The sequence below is a fragment of the Synergistes jonesii genome (assembly GCF_000712295.1).
GTDB lineage: Bacteria > Synergistota > Synergistia > Synergistales > Synergistaceae > Synergistes > Synergistes jonesii.
Window position 1 is genome coordinate 33,112 of sequence record NZ_JMKI01000005.1, and the last position, 21,972, is coordinate 55,083.

Annotated in this window: 23 protein-coding genes; 10 read left to right on the forward strand and 13 right to left on the reverse strand. The window is 56.7% G+C overall.

The genetic code is table 11. The annotated features are described in order from the left end of the window. The first annotated feature begins 18 nt into the window (after positions 1-18). From EH55_RS01665 to EH55_RS01675, 3 genes are read left to right on the forward strand one after another with little or no spacing between them, the layout of a single operon-like run. On the forward strand, positions 19-864 hold the full coding sequence (locus EH55_RS01665; protein WP_037974308.1) for a PstC family ABC transporter permease: 846 nt from the start codon (positions 19-21) through the stop codon (positions 862-864). Then, entirely contained in the window at positions 854-1,735 is an 882-nt protein-coding gene (locus tag EH55_RS01670) for an ABC transporter permease subunit (protein WP_037974309.1), read from the forward strand. The genes EH55_RS01665 and EH55_RS01670 overlap by 11 nt, the downstream gene beginning before the upstream one ends. Continuing rightward, on the forward strand, positions 1,735-2,493 hold the full coding sequence (locus EH55_RS01675; RefSeq protein ID WP_051682543.1) for a phosphate ABC transporter ATP-binding protein: 759 nt from the start codon (positions 1,735-1,737) through the stop codon (positions 2,491-2,493). The genes EH55_RS01670 and EH55_RS01675 overlap by 1 nt, the downstream gene beginning before the upstream one ends. 70 nt (positions 2,494-2,563) lie before the next feature. On the opposite strand, the gene EH55_RS01680 is transcribed toward EH55_RS01675, so the two are convergent. After that, positions 2,564-3,259, reverse strand: a complete 696-nt coding sequence (locus tag EH55_RS01680; protein ID WP_037974310.1) for a lipid-binding SYLF domain-containing protein — start codon at positions 3,257-3,259, stop codon at positions 2,564-2,566. A 133-nt stretch (positions 3,260-3,392) separates the two neighbouring features. Between EH55_RS01680 and EH55_RS01685 the strand changes: the two genes are divergently transcribed. The 3 genes from EH55_RS01685 to EH55_RS01695 are packed head-to-tail and all read left to right on the forward strand — an operon-like array spanning position 3,393 to position 4,943. Further along, positions 3,393-3,896, forward strand: a complete 504-nt coding sequence (locus tag EH55_RS01685; protein ID WP_037974311.1) for an HIT family protein — start codon at positions 3,393-3,395, stop codon at positions 3,894-3,896. Further along, complete coding sequence (locus EH55_RS01690) at positions 3,878-4,534, forward strand: IMPACT family protein (protein WP_051682544.1); 657 nt, start codon at positions 3,878-3,880, stop codon at positions 4,532-4,534. Before EH55_RS01685 ends, EH55_RS01690 begins: the two co-directional genes overlap by 19 nt. Before the next feature lie 25 nt (positions 4,535-4,559). Then, positions 4,560-4,943, forward strand: a complete 384-nt coding sequence (locus EH55_RS01695) for a hypothetical protein (protein WP_037974312.1) — start codon at positions 4,560-4,562, stop codon at positions 4,941-4,943. Between the two features lie 388 nt (positions 4,944-5,331). On the opposite strand, the gene EH55_RS01700 is transcribed toward EH55_RS01695, so the two are convergent. The 3 genes from EH55_RS01700 to ftsZ form a co-directional block, all read right to left on the reverse strand. Beyond that, on the reverse strand, positions 5,332-5,925 hold the full coding sequence (locus tag EH55_RS01700; protein WP_037974313.1) for a hypothetical protein: 594 nt from the start codon (positions 5,923-5,925) through the stop codon (positions 5,332-5,334). Between the two features lie 202 nt (positions 5,926-6,127). Next, on the reverse strand, positions 6,128-6,628 hold the full coding sequence (locus EH55_RS01705) for a putative metallopeptidase (protein WP_037974314.1): 501 nt from the start codon (positions 6,626-6,628) through the stop codon (positions 6,128-6,130). A gap of 214 nt (positions 6,629-6,842) precedes the next feature. After that, positions 6,843-8,228 (reverse strand): cell division protein FtsZ, encoded by a 1,386-nt coding sequence (gene ftsZ, locus EH55_RS01710; protein WP_037974315.1) that lies wholly within the window; start codon positions 8,226-8,228, stop codon positions 6,843-6,845. Between the two features lie 79 nt (positions 8,229-8,307). On the opposite strand from ftsZ, the gene EH55_RS01715 reads away from it, so the two are divergent. From EH55_RS01715 to EH55_RS01725, 3 genes are all read left to right on the forward strand, one after another. Beyond that, positions 8,308-9,414 carry an AI-2E family transporter gene (locus EH55_RS01715; protein WP_037974316.1) on the forward strand — a complete coding sequence of 369 codons (1,107 nt, stop codon included), beginning with the start codon at positions 8,308-8,310 and terminating at the stop codon, positions 9,412-9,414. Then, positions 9,411-9,977: a manganese efflux pump MntP gene (locus tag EH55_RS01720; protein WP_037974317.1), complete on the forward strand. Its 567-nt coding sequence runs from the start codon at positions 9,411-9,413 to the stop codon at positions 9,975-9,977. Before EH55_RS01715 ends, EH55_RS01720 begins: the two co-directional genes overlap by 4 nt. A 213-nt stretch (positions 9,978-10,190) precedes the next feature. Further along, the gene (locus tag EH55_RS01725; protein WP_051682545.1) at positions 10,191-10,538 is read left to right on the forward strand and encodes a cupin domain-containing protein; all 348 of its coding nucleotides are present in this window, start codon (positions 10,191-10,193) and stop codon (positions 10,536-10,538) included. Positions 10,539-10,657: 119 nt separating this feature from the next. Here EH55_RS01725 and EH55_RS01730 read toward each other — a convergent pair whose 3' ends face one another. The 3 genes from EH55_RS01730 to EH55_RS01740 all read right to left on the reverse strand — a co-directional run bounded on the left by EH55_RS01730 (position 10,658) and on the right by EH55_RS01740 (position 13,305). Then, positions 10,658-11,305: a helix-turn-helix transcriptional regulator gene (locus EH55_RS01730; protein ID WP_037974318.1), complete on the reverse strand. Its 648-nt coding sequence runs from the start codon at positions 11,303-11,305 to the stop codon at positions 10,658-10,660. A gap of 97 nt (positions 11,306-11,402) precedes the next feature. Further along, positions 11,403-12,395: an ornithine cyclodeaminase gene (locus EH55_RS01735; protein WP_037974319.1), complete on the reverse strand. Its 993-nt coding sequence runs from the start codon at positions 12,393-12,395 to the stop codon at positions 11,403-11,405. Positions 12,396-12,429: 34 nt separating this feature from the next. Further along, a complete protein-coding gene (locus EH55_RS01740; RefSeq protein ID WP_037974320.1) occupies positions 12,430-13,305 on the reverse strand; it encodes a sulfite exporter TauE/SafE family protein in 876 nt (291 codons plus the stop codon). 290 nt (positions 13,306-13,595) lie between these two features. On the opposite strand from EH55_RS01740, the gene EH55_RS01745 reads away from it, so the two are divergent. Continuing rightward, the gene (locus tag EH55_RS01745; RefSeq protein WP_051682546.1) at positions 13,596-14,057 is read left to right on the forward strand and encodes a flavodoxin; all 462 of its coding nucleotides are present in this window, start codon (positions 13,596-13,598) and stop codon (positions 14,055-14,057) included. Between the two features lie 706 nt (positions 14,058-14,763). On the opposite strand, the gene EH55_RS01755 is transcribed toward EH55_RS01745, so the two are convergent. The 6 genes from EH55_RS01755 to dnaA form a co-directional block, all read right to left on the reverse strand. Continuing rightward, positions 14,764-15,153: a class II SORL domain-containing protein gene (locus EH55_RS01755; RefSeq protein WP_037974322.1), complete on the reverse strand. Its 390-nt coding sequence runs from the start codon at positions 15,151-15,153 to the stop codon at positions 14,764-14,766. 116 nt (positions 15,154-15,269) lie between these two features. Next, positions 15,270-15,803, reverse strand: coding sequence for a hypothetical protein (locus EH55_RS01760; protein WP_037974323.1), 534 nt, complete (start codon positions 15,801-15,803; stop codon positions 15,270-15,272). After that, complete coding sequence (gene mnmG / locus EH55_RS01765) at positions 15,790-17,670, reverse strand: tRNA uridine-5-carboxymethylaminomethyl(34) synthesis enzyme MnmG (protein ID WP_037974324.1); 1,881 nt, start codon at positions 17,668-17,670, stop codon at positions 15,790-15,792. Before mnmG ends, EH55_RS01760 begins: the two co-directional genes overlap by 14 nt. A gap of 20 nt (positions 17,671-17,690) precedes the next feature. Next, on the reverse strand, positions 17,691-18,758 hold the full coding sequence (gene recF / locus EH55_RS01770; RefSeq protein WP_051682547.1) for a DNA replication/repair protein RecF: 1,068 nt from the start codon (positions 18,756-18,758) through the stop codon (positions 17,691-17,693). Between the two features lies 1 nt (position 18,759). Then, complete coding sequence (dnaN, locus tag EH55_RS01775; protein WP_037974325.1) at positions 18,760-19,914, reverse strand: DNA polymerase III subunit beta; 1,155 nt, start codon at positions 19,912-19,914, stop codon at positions 18,760-18,762. 229 nt (positions 19,915-20,143) lie between these two features. Further along, entirely contained in the window at positions 20,144-21,478 is a 1,335-nt protein-coding gene (dnaA, locus tag EH55_RS01780) for a chromosomal replication initiator protein DnaA (RefSeq protein ID WP_037974326.1), read from the reverse strand. Positions 21,479-21,972 lie beyond the last annotated feature (494 nt).

Below are 21,972 nucleotides of genomic sequence, written 5' to 3' on the forward strand. Positions count from 1 at the left end.
GAACGGCTTCCCCTCTCTATGGATAACGCTTCAAAAACCCCGCTTTGGCTCACGGCTTCGGCTTTATACGTTTCAGCGCTGCTCGCCTCCGTCTTCGCCTTTGTCATAATATGCGCGGCCGACGGCCTTCTTGAAGGCGGGCCGACTCTTTTCACGTCGGTATGGGCGCCGGAGGGCGGCAGCTTCGGCATCGTGCCGATGATCGCAGCGACAATTGTGATCTCGCTCTCGGCGCTCGCGCTCGGGTGGTGCGTTTCGCTCGGCTGCGTCTGCTTCGTCCACGGCTTCGGCGGGAGCTTCGCGTCGGCCCTCCTGCTGTCGCTGCTCCGCGTGATGACGGCGGTGCCTACCGTCGTTTACGGTTTCGCCTCGGTCTTCCTGCTCGTGCCGCTCGTCAGAGACGGCCTCGGCGGCTCGGGCTTCTGCGTCTTGTCGGCGGCGCTCGTGCTTTCGCTGCTGATAACCCCGACGATGGCCCTTTCGATGGAGAGCGCCGTCGCGCAGACGGAGAAGAGCTGCCGCCTGGCGGCGGCTTCGCTCGGCATTTCCCGCGCGCAGAACCTCGTCTTCGTCGTCCTTCCGGCGTGCGGCAGATGGCTGCGCGCGTCGGCGCTGCTCGGTTTCGGGCGCGCGGCCGGCGACACGATGATTCCCGTGATGCTCGCCGGGAACGCCGTGCAGTACCCTATTTCGCCGCTTTCCGCGGTGCGGGCCCTGACCGCCCACATAGGGCTCGTCCTCTCGTCCGACGTTGGCGGCACGGCTTATTATTCGCTCTTCGTCGCCGGAGGCATCCTGCTCCTGCTCGGCGCCGGAGCTAATTTGCTTTTCAGATTTATCCGCGGCGGCAAAGATGGTAAATAAAAGGCTCCTCTTGTTCCGTTCATTATCTTATTTCGGCGCGGCCTTCGTTACTTTTTCATGCACCGCCATCTTCCTGTTTATAATCATACAGGGGCTTCCGGTGCTGAACCTTCGACTGCTTTTCGGAGAGACCCCGCCCCTCGACGCGATATTAGGGATCCGCCCGGTATGGGAGGGGATATGGCCGGCGCTCGTCGGCACGCTCTGCCTCGTGCTGCTCACAACGCTGCTTGCGGCGCTTCCGGGCGTCTGTTGCGGAATCTATCTCGCGCGCATCGCGAAGGGCGGGCTGAAGGCGCATCTTTCGCTCGCCATCGACCTGCTCGCCGGCATTCCCTCGATCGTCATGGGGCTCTTCGGCTTCGTGCTGATTCTTGCGCTGCGGCATGCCGGCTGGCAGAACGCCACGACCTGCATACTGCTCGCCGCGTTCTGCCTCGCGCTGCTCGTGATGCCGGCGCTCGTAGTCGCGACGCGGTCGGCCGTCGAAAGCCTGCCCCCGACGCTCTCCCTGACCTGCGCGTCGCTCGGATTCTCGGAGGGGCAGAGCCTTCGCAGGGTGCTGATACCGGCCTCGGCGCGCGGGATACTCGGCGGCATGATATTGGCTATGGGACGGGCGGCGGAGGACACGGCGGTGATAATGCTGACCGGCGTCGTAGTGAATTCGGGGCTGCCGGCCGGCCTCGCCGCAAAGTTCGAAGCCCTGCCCTTTTTCATATACTACACCGCGGCGCAGTACGGCGACGAAAGCGAGCTACAGCGCGGCTTCGGCGCCGCTCTGACGCTATTGCTGCTCTCCGCCCTTCTGACGGGGACGGCGCACCTCTGCCAGAGGGCCGTTACGCGCCGCTTCAGGGGGTACCGGTGATGGAATTCTGCGCGGAGATCAAAAATCTGACGGTGCGATTCAACGGCGAGACCGTCCTCTACGATATAACGGCAAATTTCGCGAAAAGAGGCATCACGGTGCTGCTCGGGCGCTCCGGCTCGGGAAAGACGACGCTTCTGCGCGCCGTCAACAGGCTCAACGAAAATTTCCCGGGGTACGAAGGCGAGGGCTCCGTACGCATCGCGTCGGCCGGCGCAATAAGGGAAATCTACGGAAAGGGCGCGCCGGAAGCGGCGCGGATAAGGCGCGGCGCCGGCATGGTCTTTCAAAGCCCCAATCCGCTGCCGCTTTCTCTGAAGAAAAACATGCTGCTGCCGATGGAGCTCGTCCTTGGAATCAAGGGAGCCGAAGCGGAGGCGCGAATGGAAAAATATCTTCGCGGAGTCGGCCTCTGGGAAGAAGTCAAGGACAGGCTGAACGCCGGCGCCCTGAGCTTCTCAGGCGGGCAGCAGCAGAGAATGTGCCTCGCGAGAATTCTCGCGCTTGAGCCCGATATGCTGCTTCTTGATGAGCCTACAGCGTCACTTGACAAAAAGTCGTCGGAGGTAATAGAAGAGCTTTTGAAAAAGCTTGAAGAGCGCATGCCGATAATCATGGTCTCCCACAGTCTCGCTCAGGCGAAGAAGCTCGGCGCGCACTTCAAGGTCATGAGCGGCGGCAGGATAGTAAAGGAATTCGAACGCGAAGAGCTGCCGCGCGGCAAAGACACGGAAACTTTCCTCGAAGAGCTGCTCTGACCGAGCTTCAGAACATAAGTAAAAAGCCCCGCGTTGGCGGGGCTCACCGTCGTTCAGGTCAAATCTTCCGCTAATGAGCTTTCTTCACAAGGTTGTTCAACGCCTGGATAAGCTGCGCCACGCGCTTGTCCGTCGCCGGCTTCTTCAGTGCGTTCCCCGCCGAGATGTCGCGTCCCCAGTAAGCCTTGTTGGCGTCGCGGTTTTGATTTATCACGCTTCCCTCGACGGACACCCCGGCAAAAAGCCCCTTCGACATGGAATAGCTGTATATCGACGCCTTGGCGCGCCCGTCCGTCGCGGCGGAGGCGTCGCGTCCGACCGGGCCGGCGGCGATAGCCACGTCGGCGCCGAGCTTGAAGCTGTTTCCGCCGGTAAAGGCGTGAAGCCCTTCTTCGTTGGTGATGACGAGGACGAGCCCCACCGACTGCACGCCTATCTGGAAGCCTATCGACGCTCCGGAGATGCCCATGAACGCCGGGCCGCTCCATCCGCCGTTCGGACGGCGCAGGAAGACGACGCCTTCTCCGGTCTGTCCGCCGATCCCGAGTCCGGCTTTAGTCACGGCGGGGAATATCGCCACGCCCTTCCCCGATTTGATCACCTGGCCGAGAGCGTCGGCGTCGGACTGAGCCGCCATTTTGTTTATCAGATTTGTCGAAAGCCTGATGCGCCTCATATGCGCCGTTTCCGCAAAGGCGCGGCCCGCGGCGCAGAGCGCAACGGCCGCGCACAGCGCGAAAATCAGCGATCTTTTCCACAGCTTCATTAGGATTCCTCCCGCATTCAAAATTTTGACGCATCGTTATTTTATACCATGTAGCGTATGAAAAGCTATAATTATATGAGAGAGAGGGCGACAAGCCCTAACAGTCCGCATCAAATGGAAGGATGGATTCTTTATGGATGAAATTTTCGCCCCTTGGCGCATGCAATATATACTTTCGAACTCGGAGAACAAAGACAAAGCGGCCGAGGGATGCATCTTCTGCAACTTCCCGAAGCTGGACGAGGATGAAAAAAGGCTTATCGTCGAACGCGGAAAGCTTTGCTTCGTGATAATGAACGCCTATCCCTACAACCCCGGACACATGATGGTAGTGCCCTACCGCCACACGGCCGACTTCGCATCGCTCACGCCTGAGGAATTAGCGGAAACGGCGGCGCTCGTGCAGAAATCCGTGAGGGCGCTTACCGCCCTGATGCAGCCGCACGGCTTCAACATCGGCATGAACATCGGCAGGGTCGCAGGCGCCGGCATAGACCAACATCTGCACACCCATATCGTCCCGCGCTGGAACGGCGACACGAACTTCATGCCGGTAATAGGAGAGACAAGGGTCGTATCCGAGTCGCTCGAATCGACCTACAAACGCCTCGCCGCGGTATGGAAGAGAACGGATTAAACACCTTCCGCGCGCCGGCACGCGACTGCGATGCCGAGTTCACCGTAAAGCGCTCGCGCTTCATCGGCTCGGCGCGCATATGCCTCTCGGCGGACGAGGCGGCCGAGATGATAAAAAAATTCCCGCTGCTGTACCCGAAATCGCATCAGCACTGCTGGGCTTACAGAATAGGCACGTCGGCGCCGCTCGAGCACTCTTCCGACGCAGGAGAGCCGGCCGGCAGCGCGGGACGCCCTATTCTCGGCGCGATAAAGCGGCACGAGCTGACGAACACGCTCATAGTCGTGACCCGTTATTTCGGTGGGATAAAGCTCGGCGTGCGCGGCCTGATAGACGCCTACAAAAAGGCGGCGGAGCTCGCGATAGAAACAGCAGGCGCCGCGGAGAAGGAATTCAACAACACTTTGCTGCTGCGCTGCGGCTACGATTATTCAAAGACGCTGACGACCGCGCTGCACAAATGGGGCTTCACGGAAAGCCGCGTGAACGTCGAATACGGCGCGGACGTGACGGCGCGCCTCGAAGTCCCGCTCTCGAAGAGGGCGGAGATCGAAGCGCCGCTTTCCGAGATGGCCGGGCGCGGCTTCCTGACGGAAGTAGCTTGGGGCGATGCGCCGCTCGTGCGCGACAAATGGTAACACTTCGTCGCAGGGAGGACTTACGATGACAAAAAAATTATTCACACTATTCTCGGCCGCCGCGCTCATTTTTATTGCTTCGCGCGTGCTGCCGGCGGCCGAATGCGGAAGCGGGGGGGCGCCGCTTGAAATAATAAACCGCAGCGGCAGCGAAATAACGTCTATCTCCATATCGCGGACCGGCATGGAAAAGTGGTCGCACAACTACCTCAAAGAGCCGCTTCGAAACGGCGGGACAATATCCGTCGACATCGACAGAAACGACATCTTGGGAATCAGCGACGTAAAACTAAAGTTGAAGGGCGGCAGAGAGATAATCTGGCGTAGAATGCCGATTCTGGAAATATTCTCCGTTGTGGTGACGGACAAAATCGAGCCCCTTTACGAACGAATAAAGCTCACTTCGTGATAAGAAAAACACTCCCGCGGCGCGGGAGAAAAATCCTGAAATAACGACGCTGAGAAAAGCGGTTTTCAACTATCTTTTTCTACTTTTCCGCCAACGACGGGGCTTTGTTTTCCAGAAACGCCCCGTCATATTTTGATAATATTCGATACACAAACAGGAGAATCCCTTTATATATTGCAGATCGAGCTTTGATAAAGCAAAAATCAAAGTGGCAACAACGGGCGTACGATAAAGGAAAAAGTTATGCGGAATTTCTTTTTTATATTTTACAGACGATAAATAAATACCCGGCGCGCTGAAGAATAGCGGCATATCAACGCGCCGGCGTGGCTTAACCTTTATTTGTAAGCCGGCGGTACTTGTCCGCCGGGCTAATTTTCGGCTAACACTACGTATTGTTCGCCATATTCGACAAGATACTTCCCAAAATCAGTCCGCCTATCACGCCGAGGACTATCTTGCCGGTATCGTCTTCGTCCCTGTCCCTGTCCCTATATCCGCCGTAGTAGTAAGGCGCCGATGCGTATGAGTAGCCGTAGTTATACGGTCTATGATACCCGGCGCCGCGGTTGCTCGGCCTCTGCGGCGCCGGTCGCTCGCCGGGGCGCCTCATTCCGTTCTGGGGGCTCATCGGTTTTCCCGGCATACGGTCATTGCTTTTGTGCATATCGCCGTTCGCACCGGGGCGCATAAATCCGCCGCCGTTCGGCCTCATAGGCCCGCCGGGATGCGTCGCCACCGAGCCGGATGGCTCCCCCGGCAGAACACGCGTGGCGCCGCGCCGGAACGGGGCTGCCCCAGGGCGAGCGCCCGTCGGCCAGTTCTGCATTCCCGGGCGTCGCTGCGACGGACGGCTTACTTCGGGCTCGCCCGGCTGGCGCTGCGGCGCCGAGAGCTGCGGCTCAGCTGCGGCGCTCCCTGCGACAAAAACCGTCAACGTGAGAATGACCGCCGCTTTTAATGCTTTCTTCGATGCTTTCATGCCGCTGCCTCCTCATCTTCAGAAACCCGTAGGCGTCCGCGCCCGGGCTTCTCTCCGCCGCGCCTGTCGTCTTTCTCCGGCGAGGTCCTTCGCGGCACATTCCTGTTCGTCGATGACAATATTAGGGCACGGCTGTGGCGGTTTAGTGGGTCTTATTTGTCTTTTATGTGCCGTTTTTGTGGCGATTTTGTGACGGGCGCTGCTACTCTCCGCCGTCAGCCTCCTCGTAATACGAGCCCATCAGTTTTTTCCAGTCGACGTTTTCGTCGAGCAGGTTAGGGCAGCTGTTGTCGGGGTAGAACCATTTGCGGCCGAGTCCCATCAGTATCTGCCACCAGTCGTGAACGTCCGGGGTCAATATCTCGCCCTCCGGGCCGATGCGGCGGAGTTCGCGGTAGACGAGCGCGACCATCTGGCTTTCGTCCATCGTCGCCGTGGTCTTGGCGTAGAACTCTATCATATAAAAGTACGAACAGGCGCCGAGCTGGTAAAGAAGTTCGGTCCACTTGGGGGATATCTTCGTGGTCTTCGCGAGCGTGAGCTGGCGTTTGCTGCCGGCGCTTTTGTGGTTGACTACGAACAATATTTTATCCGGGTCGATGTGGTGCAGTTCGTCGTATTTTTTGATCAGGGCTTCGGCTATCGGCTTTATCCTGTCCGAGCATATCTCATAATCGAATTCCGCTTCTGTCTTTACGGACATAATTCATTCCTCCGTTTCAGCGCTGCCTTCAGCAAGCCCCAGCATTATATCATTTTGCGGCTCTGTCAGCCATTTTCAGTCGCTTTAGGGAAATAATACGCGTTATTCTTATTTGACTTTATTTAACCTTAATAGCATAAAATCTCATCGATACACGGAAGGCGCGTTCCTGCCGGAACGCGCCTTCCGTTACTTTGAACGGTTAAGTTTAGATTTAAGGATTCTTTACGGAATTGCCTCTGCGTATAAAAGTCGGATTCTCATAAGCGTCGTAGGCGGAGCGGGCCGTGAACTGCGTCGGCTTCGCGTTTGCCGCTGGGGGCTGCAGCTCCGATTCCTCGTCCTCTTCAAGCAGCCACGCCGGAGCGCAGAAGCCGGCGTCGGGGTGAATCTCTTCAGGCTCTTCCGCCGGCTTGTCTTCGTCTTTCGCCGCGGGGCTCCCCATCGCGCGGGACGCGGCCTCGGCGAAGGTATGCCTCGTCTCTATCCTCTGCGCGCCCAGGTCGGGACGCGTCCCCTGCGCCGTTCGACGCGCAGGCTCGCGCCTCGCGCCCTCCATCGCTTCGAAGCCCGCCGCGACGACTGTCACTTCCACGTCGTTTTCTATCTGAGGATCGCAGCCGCAGCCCCATACGAAGTTTGAATCTTCGGAGACGACGCTCTCCACGATGTCGGCCGCCCTCTGTATGTCGTAGAGCGGCAGTTCGTTTTTGAATGTGATGTTCAGAAGCACGCCTTTCGCGCCGCGCATCGAACATTCCATCAGCGGGCTTTCGAGCGCTTTTTCGACGGCTTTGACGATGCAGTCTTCGCCGCTCGCTTCGCCGATGCCCATGACGCTGCGCCCCGCGCCCTTCATGATGTTCTTCAGGTCTGCGAAGTCGACGTTCACGAAGCCGGGGCGAGTCACAAGGTCGGTGACGCCCTGCACCGCCTGGCGCAGTATCTCGTCGGCGAGAGAGAAGGATTCCATTATCGACGTATCCTTCGACGCTATGTCGAGAAGCCTGTCGTTCGGCACGACGATGAGCGCGTCGACTTCCGGCATAAGCTTCTCTATGCCCTCTTCGGCGTAGCGGCTCCTGCGCCTTCCCTCGAAGGAGAAGGGCTTAGTGACGACCGCGACTGTGAGGATTCCCATTTCCTTCGCGGCGCGGGCTATGATCGGTATCGCGCCCGTTCCGGTGCCGCCGCCCATTCCGGCGGCCAAGTAGACCATGTCGGCGCCCTTGAGGTAGGCGCGTATTTCACCTATCGATTCGGCCGCGGCGCGCGCGCCGACTTCCGGCAGCGCGCCGGCTCCGAGCCCCTTCGTGACGTTTTCGCCCAGAATGATCTTCGCGTCGCAGAGCGACATGTCGAGGGAGCGCGCGTCGGTGTTGACGGCGAGCATGTCAACGCCTTCGATGCCGTGCGAAATGATATGGTTGAGAGCGTTTCCGCCGCCGCCGCCGATGGCTATGACTTTTATAGCCTTTTGAAACACAGCCTGCGCGTCAGGCGCCGCGTCTTTGTAAGTTTTATTCGACATTTCGAAGTCAGCGGAAAAACCGCCCTTTTGTTCTACCTGGAAATTTATTCTTTCAGCCGGTGCACCCAAGAGCCCCACCTCATTCTTTCCCGTGTTGATGTATAATGTTCACCATTGATATTATAGCATTGAGAGGGTTAATTCTTATATGAACGCCGGTGCAGAATCAAAAAAAGTTATAGGCGGGAACGCTCCGTTTTTACTCTTTTTCGCGCTCTTCGCGCTTCTTGCGTGGGACGTAGCCGCGCCGATAATTTCGCCGGTCCTGTGGGCCGCTCTGATCTCCTTTATTTCCGCGCCGATATACCGCTTCATAAACGGCAGGCTGCTGCGAAAGCGCTTTCCCGGCGTCGCCTCCTGCCTGACGCTCGCCGCATTCATGCTGATATGCATCGCTCCCGTCGTATACGCGCTATCGGGGCTCGGACTCGAGGCCGCCAGGATGGGAGCCGAAATTTCCAGGCCCTTCGCCGTGGTCCAGCGGCACGCCGCCGCCGGAGAGCTCGTGCTTCCTTCCTGGCTGCCGGCCTGGGTCGCGGATTATATCAGATCTTTCCTCGACAATTCCGAGGCGGTAAAGGCGGCGCTCTCGTTCGTCGCGGAGAAGTCGGCGAAGCTGCTAAGCTCTCTTTCGGCGAGCGTCATAGAGGGAGGTTCGAGCCTTATCCTCAACATCCTCATCGCCGCGATGATTTCCTTTTTCTTTATAAGGGACGGCAACGGCATCGTAACGTCTATAAAGAGCATGGCGCCGCTCTCCGACGACGAGCGCGAATACTTCTTCAGGCGCACATACGGCATCCTGAACTCGATCGTCTACGGCATGATCATCACGGCGGCGCTTCAGGCTCTGATCGGCGGCGTCGGCTGGTGGTTCGTCGGGCTGAGCAGCCCGGCGCTTTTTGGAATGCTGATGTTCTTCTTCGGCATGTTCCCGGTCGGCACAGCGGCCGTGTGGGTGCCGGGCTCGATATACCTCGCGGCGACCGGCGACCTGAAGAGCGCGGCGATTTTGTTCGCGTGGGGGTTTGCGATAGTCGGGACGATCGACAACCTGCTGCGCCCTTTCCTGATAAGCGCCTCGGGCGGCGGCTGCGAGATATCGACTCTGCTCGTAACGATGGGGCTCTTCGGCGGCGTCATGGTCTGGGGCTTCCTCGGCATATTCCTGGGGCCGCTCGTGCTCGTGCTCTTCGCGACGGCGTGCGATCTCTACCGCAGGCGCGGAATCGGAAGGGGTTCGGCGCCAAAATGACCGGCGCGTACCTCGGCACGCTGGCCGCGACGGCCGCCTCGCTTGCGATGGACGCTTTTTCCGTGTCGATATGCATAGGGCTCTGCCGCAGAAGGCTCCCCCTGCGTGAAGCGCTGATTTTAGGCTGTGCGTTCGGCTTCTTCCAGTTCTTCATGCCCCTTGCCGGGGGCGAGGCGGCGGAGCATCTGAGCGCCCTCCTCGACAACAAATGGACGCCGTGGATCGCGGCCGCTCTGATAATATGGGTCGCCGTGAACATGATAAGGGATGCGGGCGGCGGGGAAGAGAGGGAAAGCTATATGTCCGTGACGCCGAAGAACGTCGCGATCCTCGCCTTCGCCACGTCGCTCGACGCGCTCGCGGTCGGCTTCTCGATAAGCAGCACGGGCGGCTCGGCTCTGCTGCTCGCGCTCCTAGCCGGCGCTATAACTTTTTCGCTCTCCTTCTTCGGCGCTCTCGCCGGCAAAAGGCTGGGCTCGAGATTCGGCAAAAAAGCCGAATACGTCGGCGGGGGAGTGCTGCTTGCGATCGCCGCGAAAATAATCGCAACGGCGGCAATATAAAAATAAAACATTTAACCTGTGGGTAAGAAGGCCCGCGTTGCGCGATTTCTGCGCAGTCGGCGTCCCTTATTTTTTTGTCTCTTTTTTAGCCTTTTAGTCAAGCTTAATCAAAATAAAATCACACTTCTATCAGCAAAAAGATGGACAGCTGCGGAAATGACAATATAATTTATTCAATATGCGCCGTCTTGCGCAGGCAAAGGAGAGAGGGTCATGATCTTAAAAAACCAGAACGAGGGCGTTAAGAGGGAGAAGCTCGGAGGGAGCGGCAAGGGGAGCGCTCTTTCGTTCCCGGTAAACATTCCCGACACGAACGGGGCGTTCACGATGACGACGCGCCTCGAGCTCGCGCCTGGCTCTTCGATCGGCTACCACAAACACGCCGACAACGAAGAGGTATACTTCATCATGTCGGGCAAGGGGCTTTACACGGAAGAAAACGAGAGCGCCGAGGTCGCAGCGGGGGATATAATGCTCTGCCGCAGGGGACGCTCGCACGGCATAGAAAACGACGGGAGCGAGACCCTCGTCATAGGAGCCGCGATAGCGAAACGCGAGTAAGCACTTAAAAAATTTTTCCATACTTCCGGACAACAGGGAAAACGTCGGCCGCTGCGCCTGTCGTCCGCGCAAGCAAGATAACGCGCTGCCACTGCGCGATAGAACCGTCGGCGGCGCGCTCAGCCCTTGCGGACCTCGCGCAGGTCGGCGTAGAGGGTGTAGCGGCTCTTATTGACGGCCTTCGCAAGCGTTTCGACGGAGCCCTTGAGCTGAAAGAAGCCTATTTCGTCAAGGTATTTTATGCATTCGCGGCGCTCGGAGCTGCTCAGGTATTCAAGCGGGCGCCCCATTTTTTTGCGCGCTTTTTCCAGCAGATCATCTTCGCCGGCAGCTTTCGTAAATTTTTCGACCCTCATGCCGCCCAGAGCGATGGGGTGCGTTTTCGTCAGGAAATCCGATATGTCCTTGAGCATTTTTGCGCGCGACATGTCGTAGTTGACGCAGAGGAAACCGACGAGTCTGCCCTCTTCGTCGCGGATGAGCGAAACACTCGAGCGCATCTGCCGGCCGTTGGCCGCCTCGGAGGGATAGTTGGCGATATAATCGACCTTTTCAGCTTCAAGGCTTTCCATAAGAAAACGGCCGAAGTCGGACATCGGCGAGTTCCTGTCGCGTCCCGACAGGCGGCTGTTAGCGGCCGCCAGCGTCAGCGGTTCGCCGCTCGAAACGTCGTGCAACAGCACCTCGTAATCAGGGCCGAGCGCGGCCCCGATCATCTCTACGATATTTATTAGCGGACGCAGCAGCGGATGACATTTCTCCTCCATGATATGCCTCCAGAAGCGTGATATAGTATAAAAAATAAATGGAGAGGGGCGAGCCCCGCTCCATTATAATATAAAATCTCCGTTTTCGTTATCAGTATCAGAGATCGATCTCGGTCCCGACTCCGGCCCCCCTGGCCTTCCCGACTATCTCGGCGGCCGCCACTACGTCCAGCGTGGCGAAGCCGACCGTCTTCATCACCGTGACGTCGTCGTGGCCGACGCGCCCTTCGACGCGGCCGAGGATCAGCTCGCCGAGCTCGCCCGCTATTTCGTCCTTCGAGAAGAGCCCCTGCTTCATCGGGATGATGAAGTCGCCAGCCTCGGCCAGCACTGCTTCGCGGTTGTCGACGAAGACGCGCGAAGCGCGCCTGAGCAGTTCCAGAGGCAGCTCCCGCTTGTCCGGCGTGTAGGAGCCCACGCCTGTGATGTGGCAGCCAGGCTTGACGTCCGCGGCGTCGAAGACCGGCTCTGCGGCCGTCGTCACCGTCGTTATTACGTCGGCGCCGCTCACGGCCTCTTTTGGAGTTTCGGCCGGCACCAGCTCTGTGCCGAATTTATCGGCGAGCGGCTTCATCTGCGCGGCGAAGTCTTTCGCGCGCCCCTCCAGTGCGTCGTAGACGCGCACCTCTTTGAGCCGGCGAGCCGTCATCAGCGCCTCAAGCTGCGCCGGAGCCTGTCCGCCTGTGCCGAAGAGAGCCCCTCTCGCCGCGTCCGCGTTGGCGAGCAGATCCGCGGCGGCCCCGGCGATCGCCGCGGTACGCAGCTGTGTCAACGTCGTGCCGTCGAGTATCGCGCTGACGAGGCCCGTCGTGCCGTCGATGACCGCCATCGTGGCCGGAATGACCGGAAGCCCCTTCTCCCTGTTGCCGAGGAAGCAGGAGACCATCTTGACGCCGCCAGCGTTCAGCCGGCCGCCGACGTAGGCCGGCATGAACATGATCTGGCCGCTCTTCGCCTCGTTGTCGAGGTTGATGCGCAGCGGCACGGCCGCCTTGCCCTGCGTGTGCAGCACGAACGCCTCCTTGTCCGCCTCGATGGCGTCCCTCATCGAGAAAACCTGCAAAATGTCTTTTCTTGTCAGTATAAGCATCACTAAGCACCCCCAGTATTTATTGTACCGCAGCTCAGGCTTTCTCCGCCGAAGTTTTGAGCGTCGTGTAGAGAAGCTGCGCCGCCGCTACGAGTATTACCGCCGCCACTATCCACAGCAGCATCGCCGTGTCGAGGCTTTTGACTATGAAGACGGCGACGAGCACACCGGCGATCCCGAATATGCTCGTGAAGAGCGTTATCTTGCGGCTGTAGCGGCCGAGGCGCACGAACTCCATCGCACCGATCGGCACCGAGAAGGTGCAGGCTCCCATCATTACAGGGAATGTCACGGCCGGGTTGAGTCCGAGCGCGTAGATCGTGGCCATCGTCGGCGCGTAGGAGCCGACGCCGGCGTTGTTGAGCGCGCCGTAGATCATCATCAGCGCCATGCCCAGCGCCAGCTTGCCGCCTGTGAGCCCCGTCGCGCTGCCGCCCGACGGCAGGACGCCGAATTTACCGGCAATGATGAAGAAGGCCGCCGCCACCAGCCCGAAGCCGACGAAGAGCCTGATGCCGCGCACCGGCAGCTTGACGACGAGGCGCGGGCCGAAATAAGAGCCGACCATCTGCGAGACGATCAGCAGCAGCAGCGTCGTGCGGTCCACTTCTATCGCGGATATATAGCAGAGCGCCATGACGGCTACAGGTATCGCGCATTCGGTGTTGAGCGTCCCTGGGAGGTTAGCGTCGGAGCACCACTTCTTCAGACGGTAAAATATCGTGGATAGCGCGAAATCCGGTATCCCGAACGTTGAAAGGAAGAAGCAGACCGCGCCCCATATCGCGAGCCCGACGCTGTTTCCCGGCTCCGCCCACGTCTCTTTCCTGTGTTTCATGTAATCTGAGAAAAACCTGTACGCAAACAGCCCGTTCACCACGACTATCAACGCCAAAATTACCTGAACCATAGCTTTTCCTCCTAATATTGTGATTTCAGTAACTAAATGATATGCTTATAACATTGTTTTGTCAATATAACAATTGTGTGTGTTTTTAATTTAATTTTATGCTCTCGCGCTTTTATTGAAAAAGAGCGAAAAATGGCGCTATGCCGCAACAGAGCGCGAGGCGCGCATCATAGCGCCGGCGTGTGGTACTATATAAGAAATTCACATACGAAGCGGCGCCCGATATCGAAGAGCCGGGATTTTGGATGCCCTTCCGCTCCGGGCGCGATAAAAAAGGAGGCCGATGCCATATGGCGGATAAAAAGACGATCGTCGTTTATTTTTCAAGGACGGGAACGACGGAAAAGACGGCAAAAGAGATAGCGCGGCTCGCCGGCGCGGACATATGCCGCATCGAGACCGTGAAAAAGTACCCGAAAAGCTATCTGCTCTGCGTTGCCGCGGCAAGGCTTGAGAAGTCGCGCGGCGAACTGCCGCCGCTTGCGGGGGAGCTGCCGGATCTCAGCGGCTATCAGAGGGTCGTCGCCGGCTTTCCAGTCTGGTGGTTCAGCTGCCCCGCGGCGCTGCTCTCATTCTTCAGCAACTATGATCTGGACGGCAAAGAGATACTCCCCTTCTGCCGTCACGGCGGAGGCGGCCCCGGCAAAAGCCGGGATGTGCTTGAAAAAGCCTGCCGCGGAGCCGAGGTCAGAGCTGTCTTCGACGCGAACAAGGCGGACGAAGAGGAACTCAGGCGCTGGCTCGCGCAATAATGAGCCGCGACAAAGCGGCGCGCCGCCCGCTTGAAAACGGGCGGCGTCGGTCCCCGGCGGCGAGAGGCAGGCCTTTGCATAAGCTTGCCGCACAGCTAAAAAATAAAATCTATATCCCGTTTGAGTTTACGCGCGCGGATAACTGCCGTCAGTCCTGTACGGAAATTTTACCCCCGCGCGAATTGCGGCGCCTCGTTATCTGAACTCTTCGCTCCTGCCGCACCGGCGCAGCTTCCCAAGCGGCTCCTCCGGGGGGCTGCGCTCAGGTGAAAAACGAGAAATGGAACGGCACCAGCGTAGCCTTGCGCTATTCTTCCGACTGATTCTCTTTTTGAACTGCCAGTTAAAAGTTTAAAAGCATACCCGACGCTCGTGAAACGCGTTTTTTTTAAAGTGGCGCAAAAATTGCGCCAACTTATCTACACAGTTATCCACATTTTGTGAGTAACTGTGTGCAGGGCAGGCGATTTTACGCTATAAGAGACAAAACAGAGCTCGTTTTTCATCGGAAATATGTGGATAACCCCTGGCACTCCTAAGAAAATGCAATAAAATCGCAGTTTTGACGAAAAAATATACTTTGTGAAGGGAGCCTTTTAACATCTTTTTATAAAAGAAAAGGGCGGCTTTTTTGCTTACGGCCGCCCTCTTTCATATTGTACCTAAAACTTTTGTTTAAGCCCTCGGAGAAAAACTCGGAATTTTACTATTCTACTTCGATTCTCTTAGAGTTCTCCCAAAGGCCGTGCAGGTTGCAGTAGCTCATCGCGATAAGCGTTCCCGACTTCGCCGGGTGAATCTTAACGCAGCTTGCCGGCTCCGCCAGGATGCAGCCAGGCGTGTCGAGGTTCATCGTATCCCCGTGGGCGGCGTAGCAGAACTTGGCGACGTCCGCCACCGTTCCGTTGTCGGGCTTAAAGAAGAGCTGTATCCAGCTGATATGGTGCAGCGGTGTGTTCGGGTGCTTTATCTCCTCGCCTACCATAACCTTCACGAGCGCTTCCTCTCCGGCCTTTATCTTATCAGGCGCGTCGATCGTCGGCACATGCTTCTCCGCTTTGAAATCTCCGTCTCTTATCGTTTCTGCTATTTTCATTTTTTTGCCTCCGCTTGGTAGTTTTTTATTTCTGATTTCCCCTCTGGATATAATATCATGAAAAGTATTTTTTGTGAAGATATTTTTATAATAAAATAATTTTAAATAAGTGTTTTTTATCCGCCGTTCCTTCTTTTAGCGAGCTTTTCAACGGAAAGCTTCACCCTCGCCATTTCCCGAGCAAGCCCTTCCGACATCCCGGATTCTTGAAATTTCCTCTTTTCTTCCTCCACATCCGCGTCCGCGAGCGTCACCGGAGCTCGCCTCTTATACGGAGGAAGAGGCTGCGCCGCAGCCGAGGGGGAATACGCCGGACCGACGCGGAATTCGACCTTAACGTCGTCAATCCTCAAGAAAAGCCGCAGATTTCTTTCCACTCGCGCGCGCCTGAACTTCGCAGCGGCAAGCACGGAGCTCTCCGAAACGTTTACCGTTACCCTTATCGCGCCATCTTTGCACTCGCAGGAGGCCGGCGCGCTTTTTTTCGACAGCGGATTTCCGGCGATCTCTTCCCAGCAAGCGCACAGCTCCGAAAGCTTCACCGCGAGCGCCAAGCGCGCCCAGCCGCCGCTCTCTTTGGAGCTGGAAGTTTTATCCAGCCCCTCCCTTATGATGTCGCCAGCCGGCTTGAATGCGTCATTTCGCAGCATCTGCGCCCCTTCTGCCTCTTTCTATCGCTACCCACAAAAGCTGTATATCCGTCGGTGGCACGCCGGGGATTCTCGACGCCTGTCCGAGCGTCGCCGGAGATATTTTTGCGAGCTTTCCGCGTCCCTCATCCGAGAGCCCCGTCAGCTCCCCGTATTTGATGTAGGGCGGTATCTTCAGCAGCTCCATCCTGCGGAATTTTTCCACCTGTCTTTGCTGGCGGCTGACGTAGCCCTCGTATTTGAGCTCGTTGGATATCTTCTCGAATATTTCTTCCTCCGCCGCCGAGTTCGTCATATCATATACGAACTTCCAGTCGACCTCGGGACGGCGCAGAAGATCGGCGGCGCTCATCCCCTCGCAGAGAGGCGACGAAGGTATCTCTGAAAGCTTTTCGTTCACTTCTTCCGACGGTGGAATCTTGTACTCCGATATGCGGATTCTTTCGCGCTCTTCGGCTTCCTTTGCCGCGAGGTATTTTTCATATTTTTCGTCGGGAAGCAATCCGACGTCGTGCCCCGCTTGGCAGAGGCGCTCGGCCGCGTTGTCGTGACGCAGCGTCAACCTGTATTCGCAGCGGCTCGTGAGCATTCTGTAGGGCTCGTTCGTCCCTTTAGTGACAAGGTCGTCTATCAATACCCCGATATAGGCCTGGTCTCGGCGCAGAACGAAGGGTTCGCCGCCGCGCGCGCGCAGCGCGGCGTTTATCCCGGCGATCAGTCCCTGCCCCGCCGCCTCCTCGTAGCCGGAAGTGCCGTTTACTTGTCCCGCGAGGAAGAGATTTTTTACCGCTTTGGCCTCAAGCCACGGTTTAAGCTGCGTCGGCATCACGAAGTCATATTCTATCGCGTATCCCGGACGCAGTATATGTGCGCGTTCACAGCCTTTGATCGTCCTCACGCTTTCAAACTGCGCTTCAAGGCACATTGAGGTCGAGAAGTTCTGAACGTATACCTCTTTGCCCTCCGGCGTTATCGGTTCGAGGAATATGGGGTGTGTTTCCTTTTCGGGGAACTTTATTATTTTGTCGTCGATGGAGGGGCAATATCTTGGCCCGATAGTTCCGAGCTTACCGGTGTAGAGCGGCGACTTGCCGAAGTATTTCCTGATTATTTCGTGCGTCCTGGCGTTCGTGCGCGTCAGGCCGCATATCATCTCGTCGTAGACTTTTTTTTCGCCGAAATGAGAAAAGGCCTGCGGTTCGTCGATGCTCCTCTGGCAGTCGAGCGCTTCCCAGTCTATCGTGTCATAATGCAGCCTCGGCGTCGTGTCCGTGCGGAGCCTGCCCATATCAAGGCCGCAGCCGCGCAGGCTCTTCGCGAAATCGGTCGCCGCCACCATGCCGAGCGGCCCGGATTTGTGTGCCGTTGTGCCGATGTAAATCCTTGAATCGAGGTATGTGCCTGTGGCGATTATGACGCACTCGGCGTAAAAACTCTGTCCGGTCTTTATCTTCACGCCCGCCGCGCGGCCGTCTTCGATCAAAAGCTCAGACGCCTGAGCCTGGTGCAGTTCAAGGTTTCTCTGTGTCAGCAGGGCCATCCTGTAGTGGTCGCTGTAGCGGCGCGGGCTGCACTGAGCCCTTAAAGTCCTCACGGCCGCTCCCTTGGACGTGTTCAGCCAGCGCAGATGCCTCGTCGACGCGTCGGCCGCAGCCGCGCACTCGCCGCCGAGAGCGTCTATCTCCCGCACGATGTGCCCCTTGGCCGGACCCCCTATCGAAGGGTTGCACGGCATCATGGCTATACTGTCGAGGTAAAGGCAGATCATCAGCGTTTTAGCGCCCATTCTCGCGGCGGAAAGGGCGGCTTCGCATCCGGCGTGCCCTCCGCCTATAACTATCACATCGTATTTCTCGCCGATATACATTTTAAGACCTTCAATTCACTTTACTTATTTTGGCGGCTCTCGACGATCCTGCCGCCTTCGACCTTGTGGACGACGCAGGGAATTTCCAGTCTAAAAGGTTCGGCAGTCGCCGCGAAAAGCTGAGAATCACGCGAGAGCAGGGAGTCGAAAAGTATTTTCCGTCCTTCGCCGTCTAGCTCCGCCGTCACCTCGTCAAGCAGCAGCACCGGGCTTTTGCCGGTCTTGCGCTTCACTCCGTCGGATGCGGCGAGCATCAGCGCTATCGCGGTACGGCGCCTCAGCCCGCGGCTCAGCGCGGAAGAAGCCTGGCGCCCGTCCGCGGTGATCGCTACATCGTCCCTGTGCGGTCCCACGATCGGGAATTTCAGCGCCGCTTCCCTTTCCCTGTAGCAAAAAAGCGATCTGCTGTAATCTTCCTCGCAGTCCGCGCAGAGGCCGGCCCCCCCTCTTTTAAGGGAGAGCTCTATCCTGGCGGGCGTCAGCTCGGAAAGTTTTTCCAACTCCTGGGAAAGCAGCCCTACGCCCTCCTCCCTCATCCTCCACAGCCAAGCCGCGAGAGGAAGAAGCGCCCTATCCACGACCATCGAAGGCAGCCCTTTTTTGAGGAAGAGGGCCTTCTGCCGCACGCCGCGCCTGTATTCCGAAAGCCGGAACGCGTAAGAGGGCACGATGAGGGCCAGGAGCATATCGACGAGCCTTCTGCGGCTGGCGGAAGATCCCTCTATTATCGACATGTCGTCCGAGAGGAAGGAAAGCAGCGGTATCTTCCATCTGAGGTCGGAGGCCGTGACAGTTTTGTCGTCTACCTTGATGAAAAATCTTTTTGCGACCTTTACTTTGATGATCTCCTCGGAATCTATCTCTCCGGTGAGCTGCGCCTCGGAAGAACCGCTCTCCCACGTCGGTATCGACGAATTTTTTTCGCCCCTGCCGAGAGTCCCCCAGCCGGAGATTATGCTGATTCCCTCAAGTATATTCGTCTTGCCGGCGCCGTTGCCTCCGGTAAGCAAATTCAGCCCCGGGAACCAGCGCATCTCCCGGGGCTCGATGTTTTTAAAGTTGTTGAACCTTACCCTGACGAACCCCATTCTACGAATTCGCTTCGGCGTCGAACATCGCAAGCTCTTCGTCGGTGAGGTTTATCGGCGCGATCATGCAGAGGAAATCGTCCCCGCCGCCGCGCCTCACGGTCATATGTCCGGACGCGCCGTTGAAGGATATCTTGACCTCGGGATCCCTTATGACCTTCAGCGATTCGAGGAAGAATTTCGAATTTACGGCTATCCTGAGCTTTTCGCCCTCGGCCTTCGCCTCTATCTCCTCCTTAGCGTTTCCGAAGTCCGGCGCGCGTCCCTGCAATATCATCGGCGAATCCGGCCCGGCGTCCATGACGACCATGCGGTTGTAGTCGCGCACTATGACGTCGACGCGTTCAAGGGCCGATATGAGCTCGCCCCTGTCGGCCGTTACGTTGAGAGTGCTGCTCGTGGGAAGGACCTTCTCGTAAGGCGGGAACTTCGATTCGACTCTGCGCACTGCGAATTCCACGCTGTCGGATTTGAAATAGAACTGAGCGTCGTCAAAGAGAACGCGGACTTCGGATTCGGGAGAGAGCGACGAAAGGACGCGCTGAAGCTCCTTGACGCCCTTCATAGGCAGCAGCGCCGCGGCCGCATCCGCGCCTTCGGCGACAGGCGAAGAAGAGATCGCCAGCCTTCTCGTGTCGGTCGACACCACGTTCAGCTTTCCCGACGAAATGTGAAAATCGGCTGAGGAAAGGTAAAGGGGGAACTCTTCGCCGGCGGAGGCTGCAAGCGTCCCCTCTTCCAGCGACTTCGCAAGGTCTGCGGCCGAAATCACACAGAAAGTCTGAGCGTCCTTCGACGAAGGCAGCTTGGGAAATTCTCCGACAGGATAGCTTGAAAAATTATATTTGCTCCTTCCGGACTTCAGAGTGACCTTCCCTTCGCTCACATCTATCGTGAACTCCTCCCCCGGGGCTTTTTTAAAGAGTTCGCTCACCATCTTGACCGGGAATACGGCGTCTCCCGGTTCTATCACGGTCACGCCGGAAGCGCCGCATATCACGGACGTTTTTATATCGGTAGCCTGCAGAACCACCGAATCGAACGAAGCCTTGACGAGGATAGACGAAAGGATGCTCACTGAGCCGGAAGCGGACGTGCTTCTTTCCGCGAGGCCCCAGCTTGAGAGAAATTGCTTTTTGTTGATCGTAAGCTTCATAGGTTAGTCCTCCTGTTTTTACAACTTTCTTATATTTAGAACCGCAGTCGTCGTAGTAGAGCGTGTGAAAATGTAAAAACTATCGAAAATCGCTCAATCAAAGCTATTTTTTGATGTGAAAAAGATCAGGTACTTTTCACAAAGTTATTCACATTATACACAAAAAAAGCCCTTTAGACCCGTAAACTAAAACTGCCCACAAAAAAACAGACCACTTTTACGCCGATAATCATAACTTATTCACAATATTATCCACAAACGAGCGTATCCTCAAGTCCGTCTTTATAAGCTCCGCTATTTTATTGCATGCGTAAATCACGACTGTGTGATCCTTTTTATTGAACGCGTAAGCTATCTGAATCAGAGGCTCGTTCGTCTTCATGCGCGCGACATACATCGCGGCCTGTCTTGCGAGCGCCAAGTCCGCGGTCCTCTTTTTCGACAGCAGCTCTTCTACGGAGAAGCCGAAAGCCTCGGCGGTCAGCTGCTGTATCAGCCCGATAGTCACAGCTCCCGTCGGATGTTCTTTTATCAGGTCCTTCAGCCATATGCTCGCATTTTCGATGTTTATCGGCTCATGGTTGAGGTCCGAACACGCGACTATCCTGTTGAGCGAGCCCTCGAGCTCCCTTATGTTGCTCGGGATGTTCTGGGCGATGAACATGATGACGTCTTCCGGGATGTTCATATAGTTTTTCAGCTCGGCCTTTTTCTGAAGGATCGCGACGCGCGTTTCCAGGTCGGGCGGCTGAATGTCTGTCACGAGGCCCCATTCGAAGCGCGAGACGAGCCTGTCGGCTATGCCCTCTATATCCTTAGGCGGCTTGTCGGCGCTGATGATTATCTGCTTTTTAGCGTTGTGCAGAGTGTTGAAGGTGTTGAAAAATTCTTCCTGCGTCTGCTCCTTTCCGGCTATGAACTGAACGTCGTCCACCATCAGCACGTCGAGATCGCGGTAGCGCGTGCGGAAGCCGTCGCTTGAGCCGTTTCTGATCGCCGATATGAGGTCGTTCGTGAACTTTTCCGCGCTGACGTAGAGCATCTTAGTGATTGGATTGGCGACTGCGATGTGGTGTCCGATCGCGTGCATCAGATGAGTCTTTCCGAGTCCCACCTTTCCCCATATGAAGAAGGGGTTGTAGGTGTTGCCCGGAGATTCCGCTACAGCGAGGCTCGCCGCGTGAGGCAGCCTGTTCGACTTCCCGACGACGAACGTAGAAAACACGTAGTTGGGGTTCAGCCCGTTTTTGGATGCGCCTTCGTCGGCCCTGCGCGGCGTTTCGACCCTTTCTCTGTGAGGCTGAAGGTTCTGGTTTTCCGACGAAACGACGAGCTTTATGTCGCTGCCGAAGCCGGTCTCCGCGAAAAGCCTTTTCATTTTATCCAAATAGCGCGCTCTGATCTGGTCTTCACCAAAAGGAGTTGGAACGTCAAGGGCGAGGACCCCCTCTTCAAGGGAGACGGGCATGCATGTCTGAAGATATATTTCTATGCTTTTGTCCTCGCTTCCGATTTTATCGACGCAGTACTTATAGAATTCCTTCCAGATTATGTCCAAATCCATACGGTTCACTCCAACAGAAGAGTAAAATTTATATTCTTCCAACTAAAGATTTTATCATAACGGCGGAAAGAACGAGAGATAAATTTTTCGGGCCCGACGCTGTGGCAAAATGGCGTGGAAAATATCAACGAGGTATGAAAGCGGAAAAATGTCAAGACATCCAGGCGGAAAAAAGGAAAATTTCCACAAAAGTTATTCACATATCCACATCGAAATACACGGCGATTCTACATTTTTTATTCACTCCGTCATCAGCGGGAAAAATGAATAAACATGAAAATTCTGTAAATTTGACAAAGGCTGATTTTTACCTTTTTATTCGTAAAATAGGCTCTCAAAGGTATATATGTGTAAAGCTGTCAATAATGTGGACAATATATAAAATAACAGCATTTAGAAAAATAAAAGAACGGCTTATAGTAATCATACGTTCTTCAGACTGCGCGAAAAAACGGCGCAATGCTGAAAAAGCGCGGATATGAAGGAGAAATCCA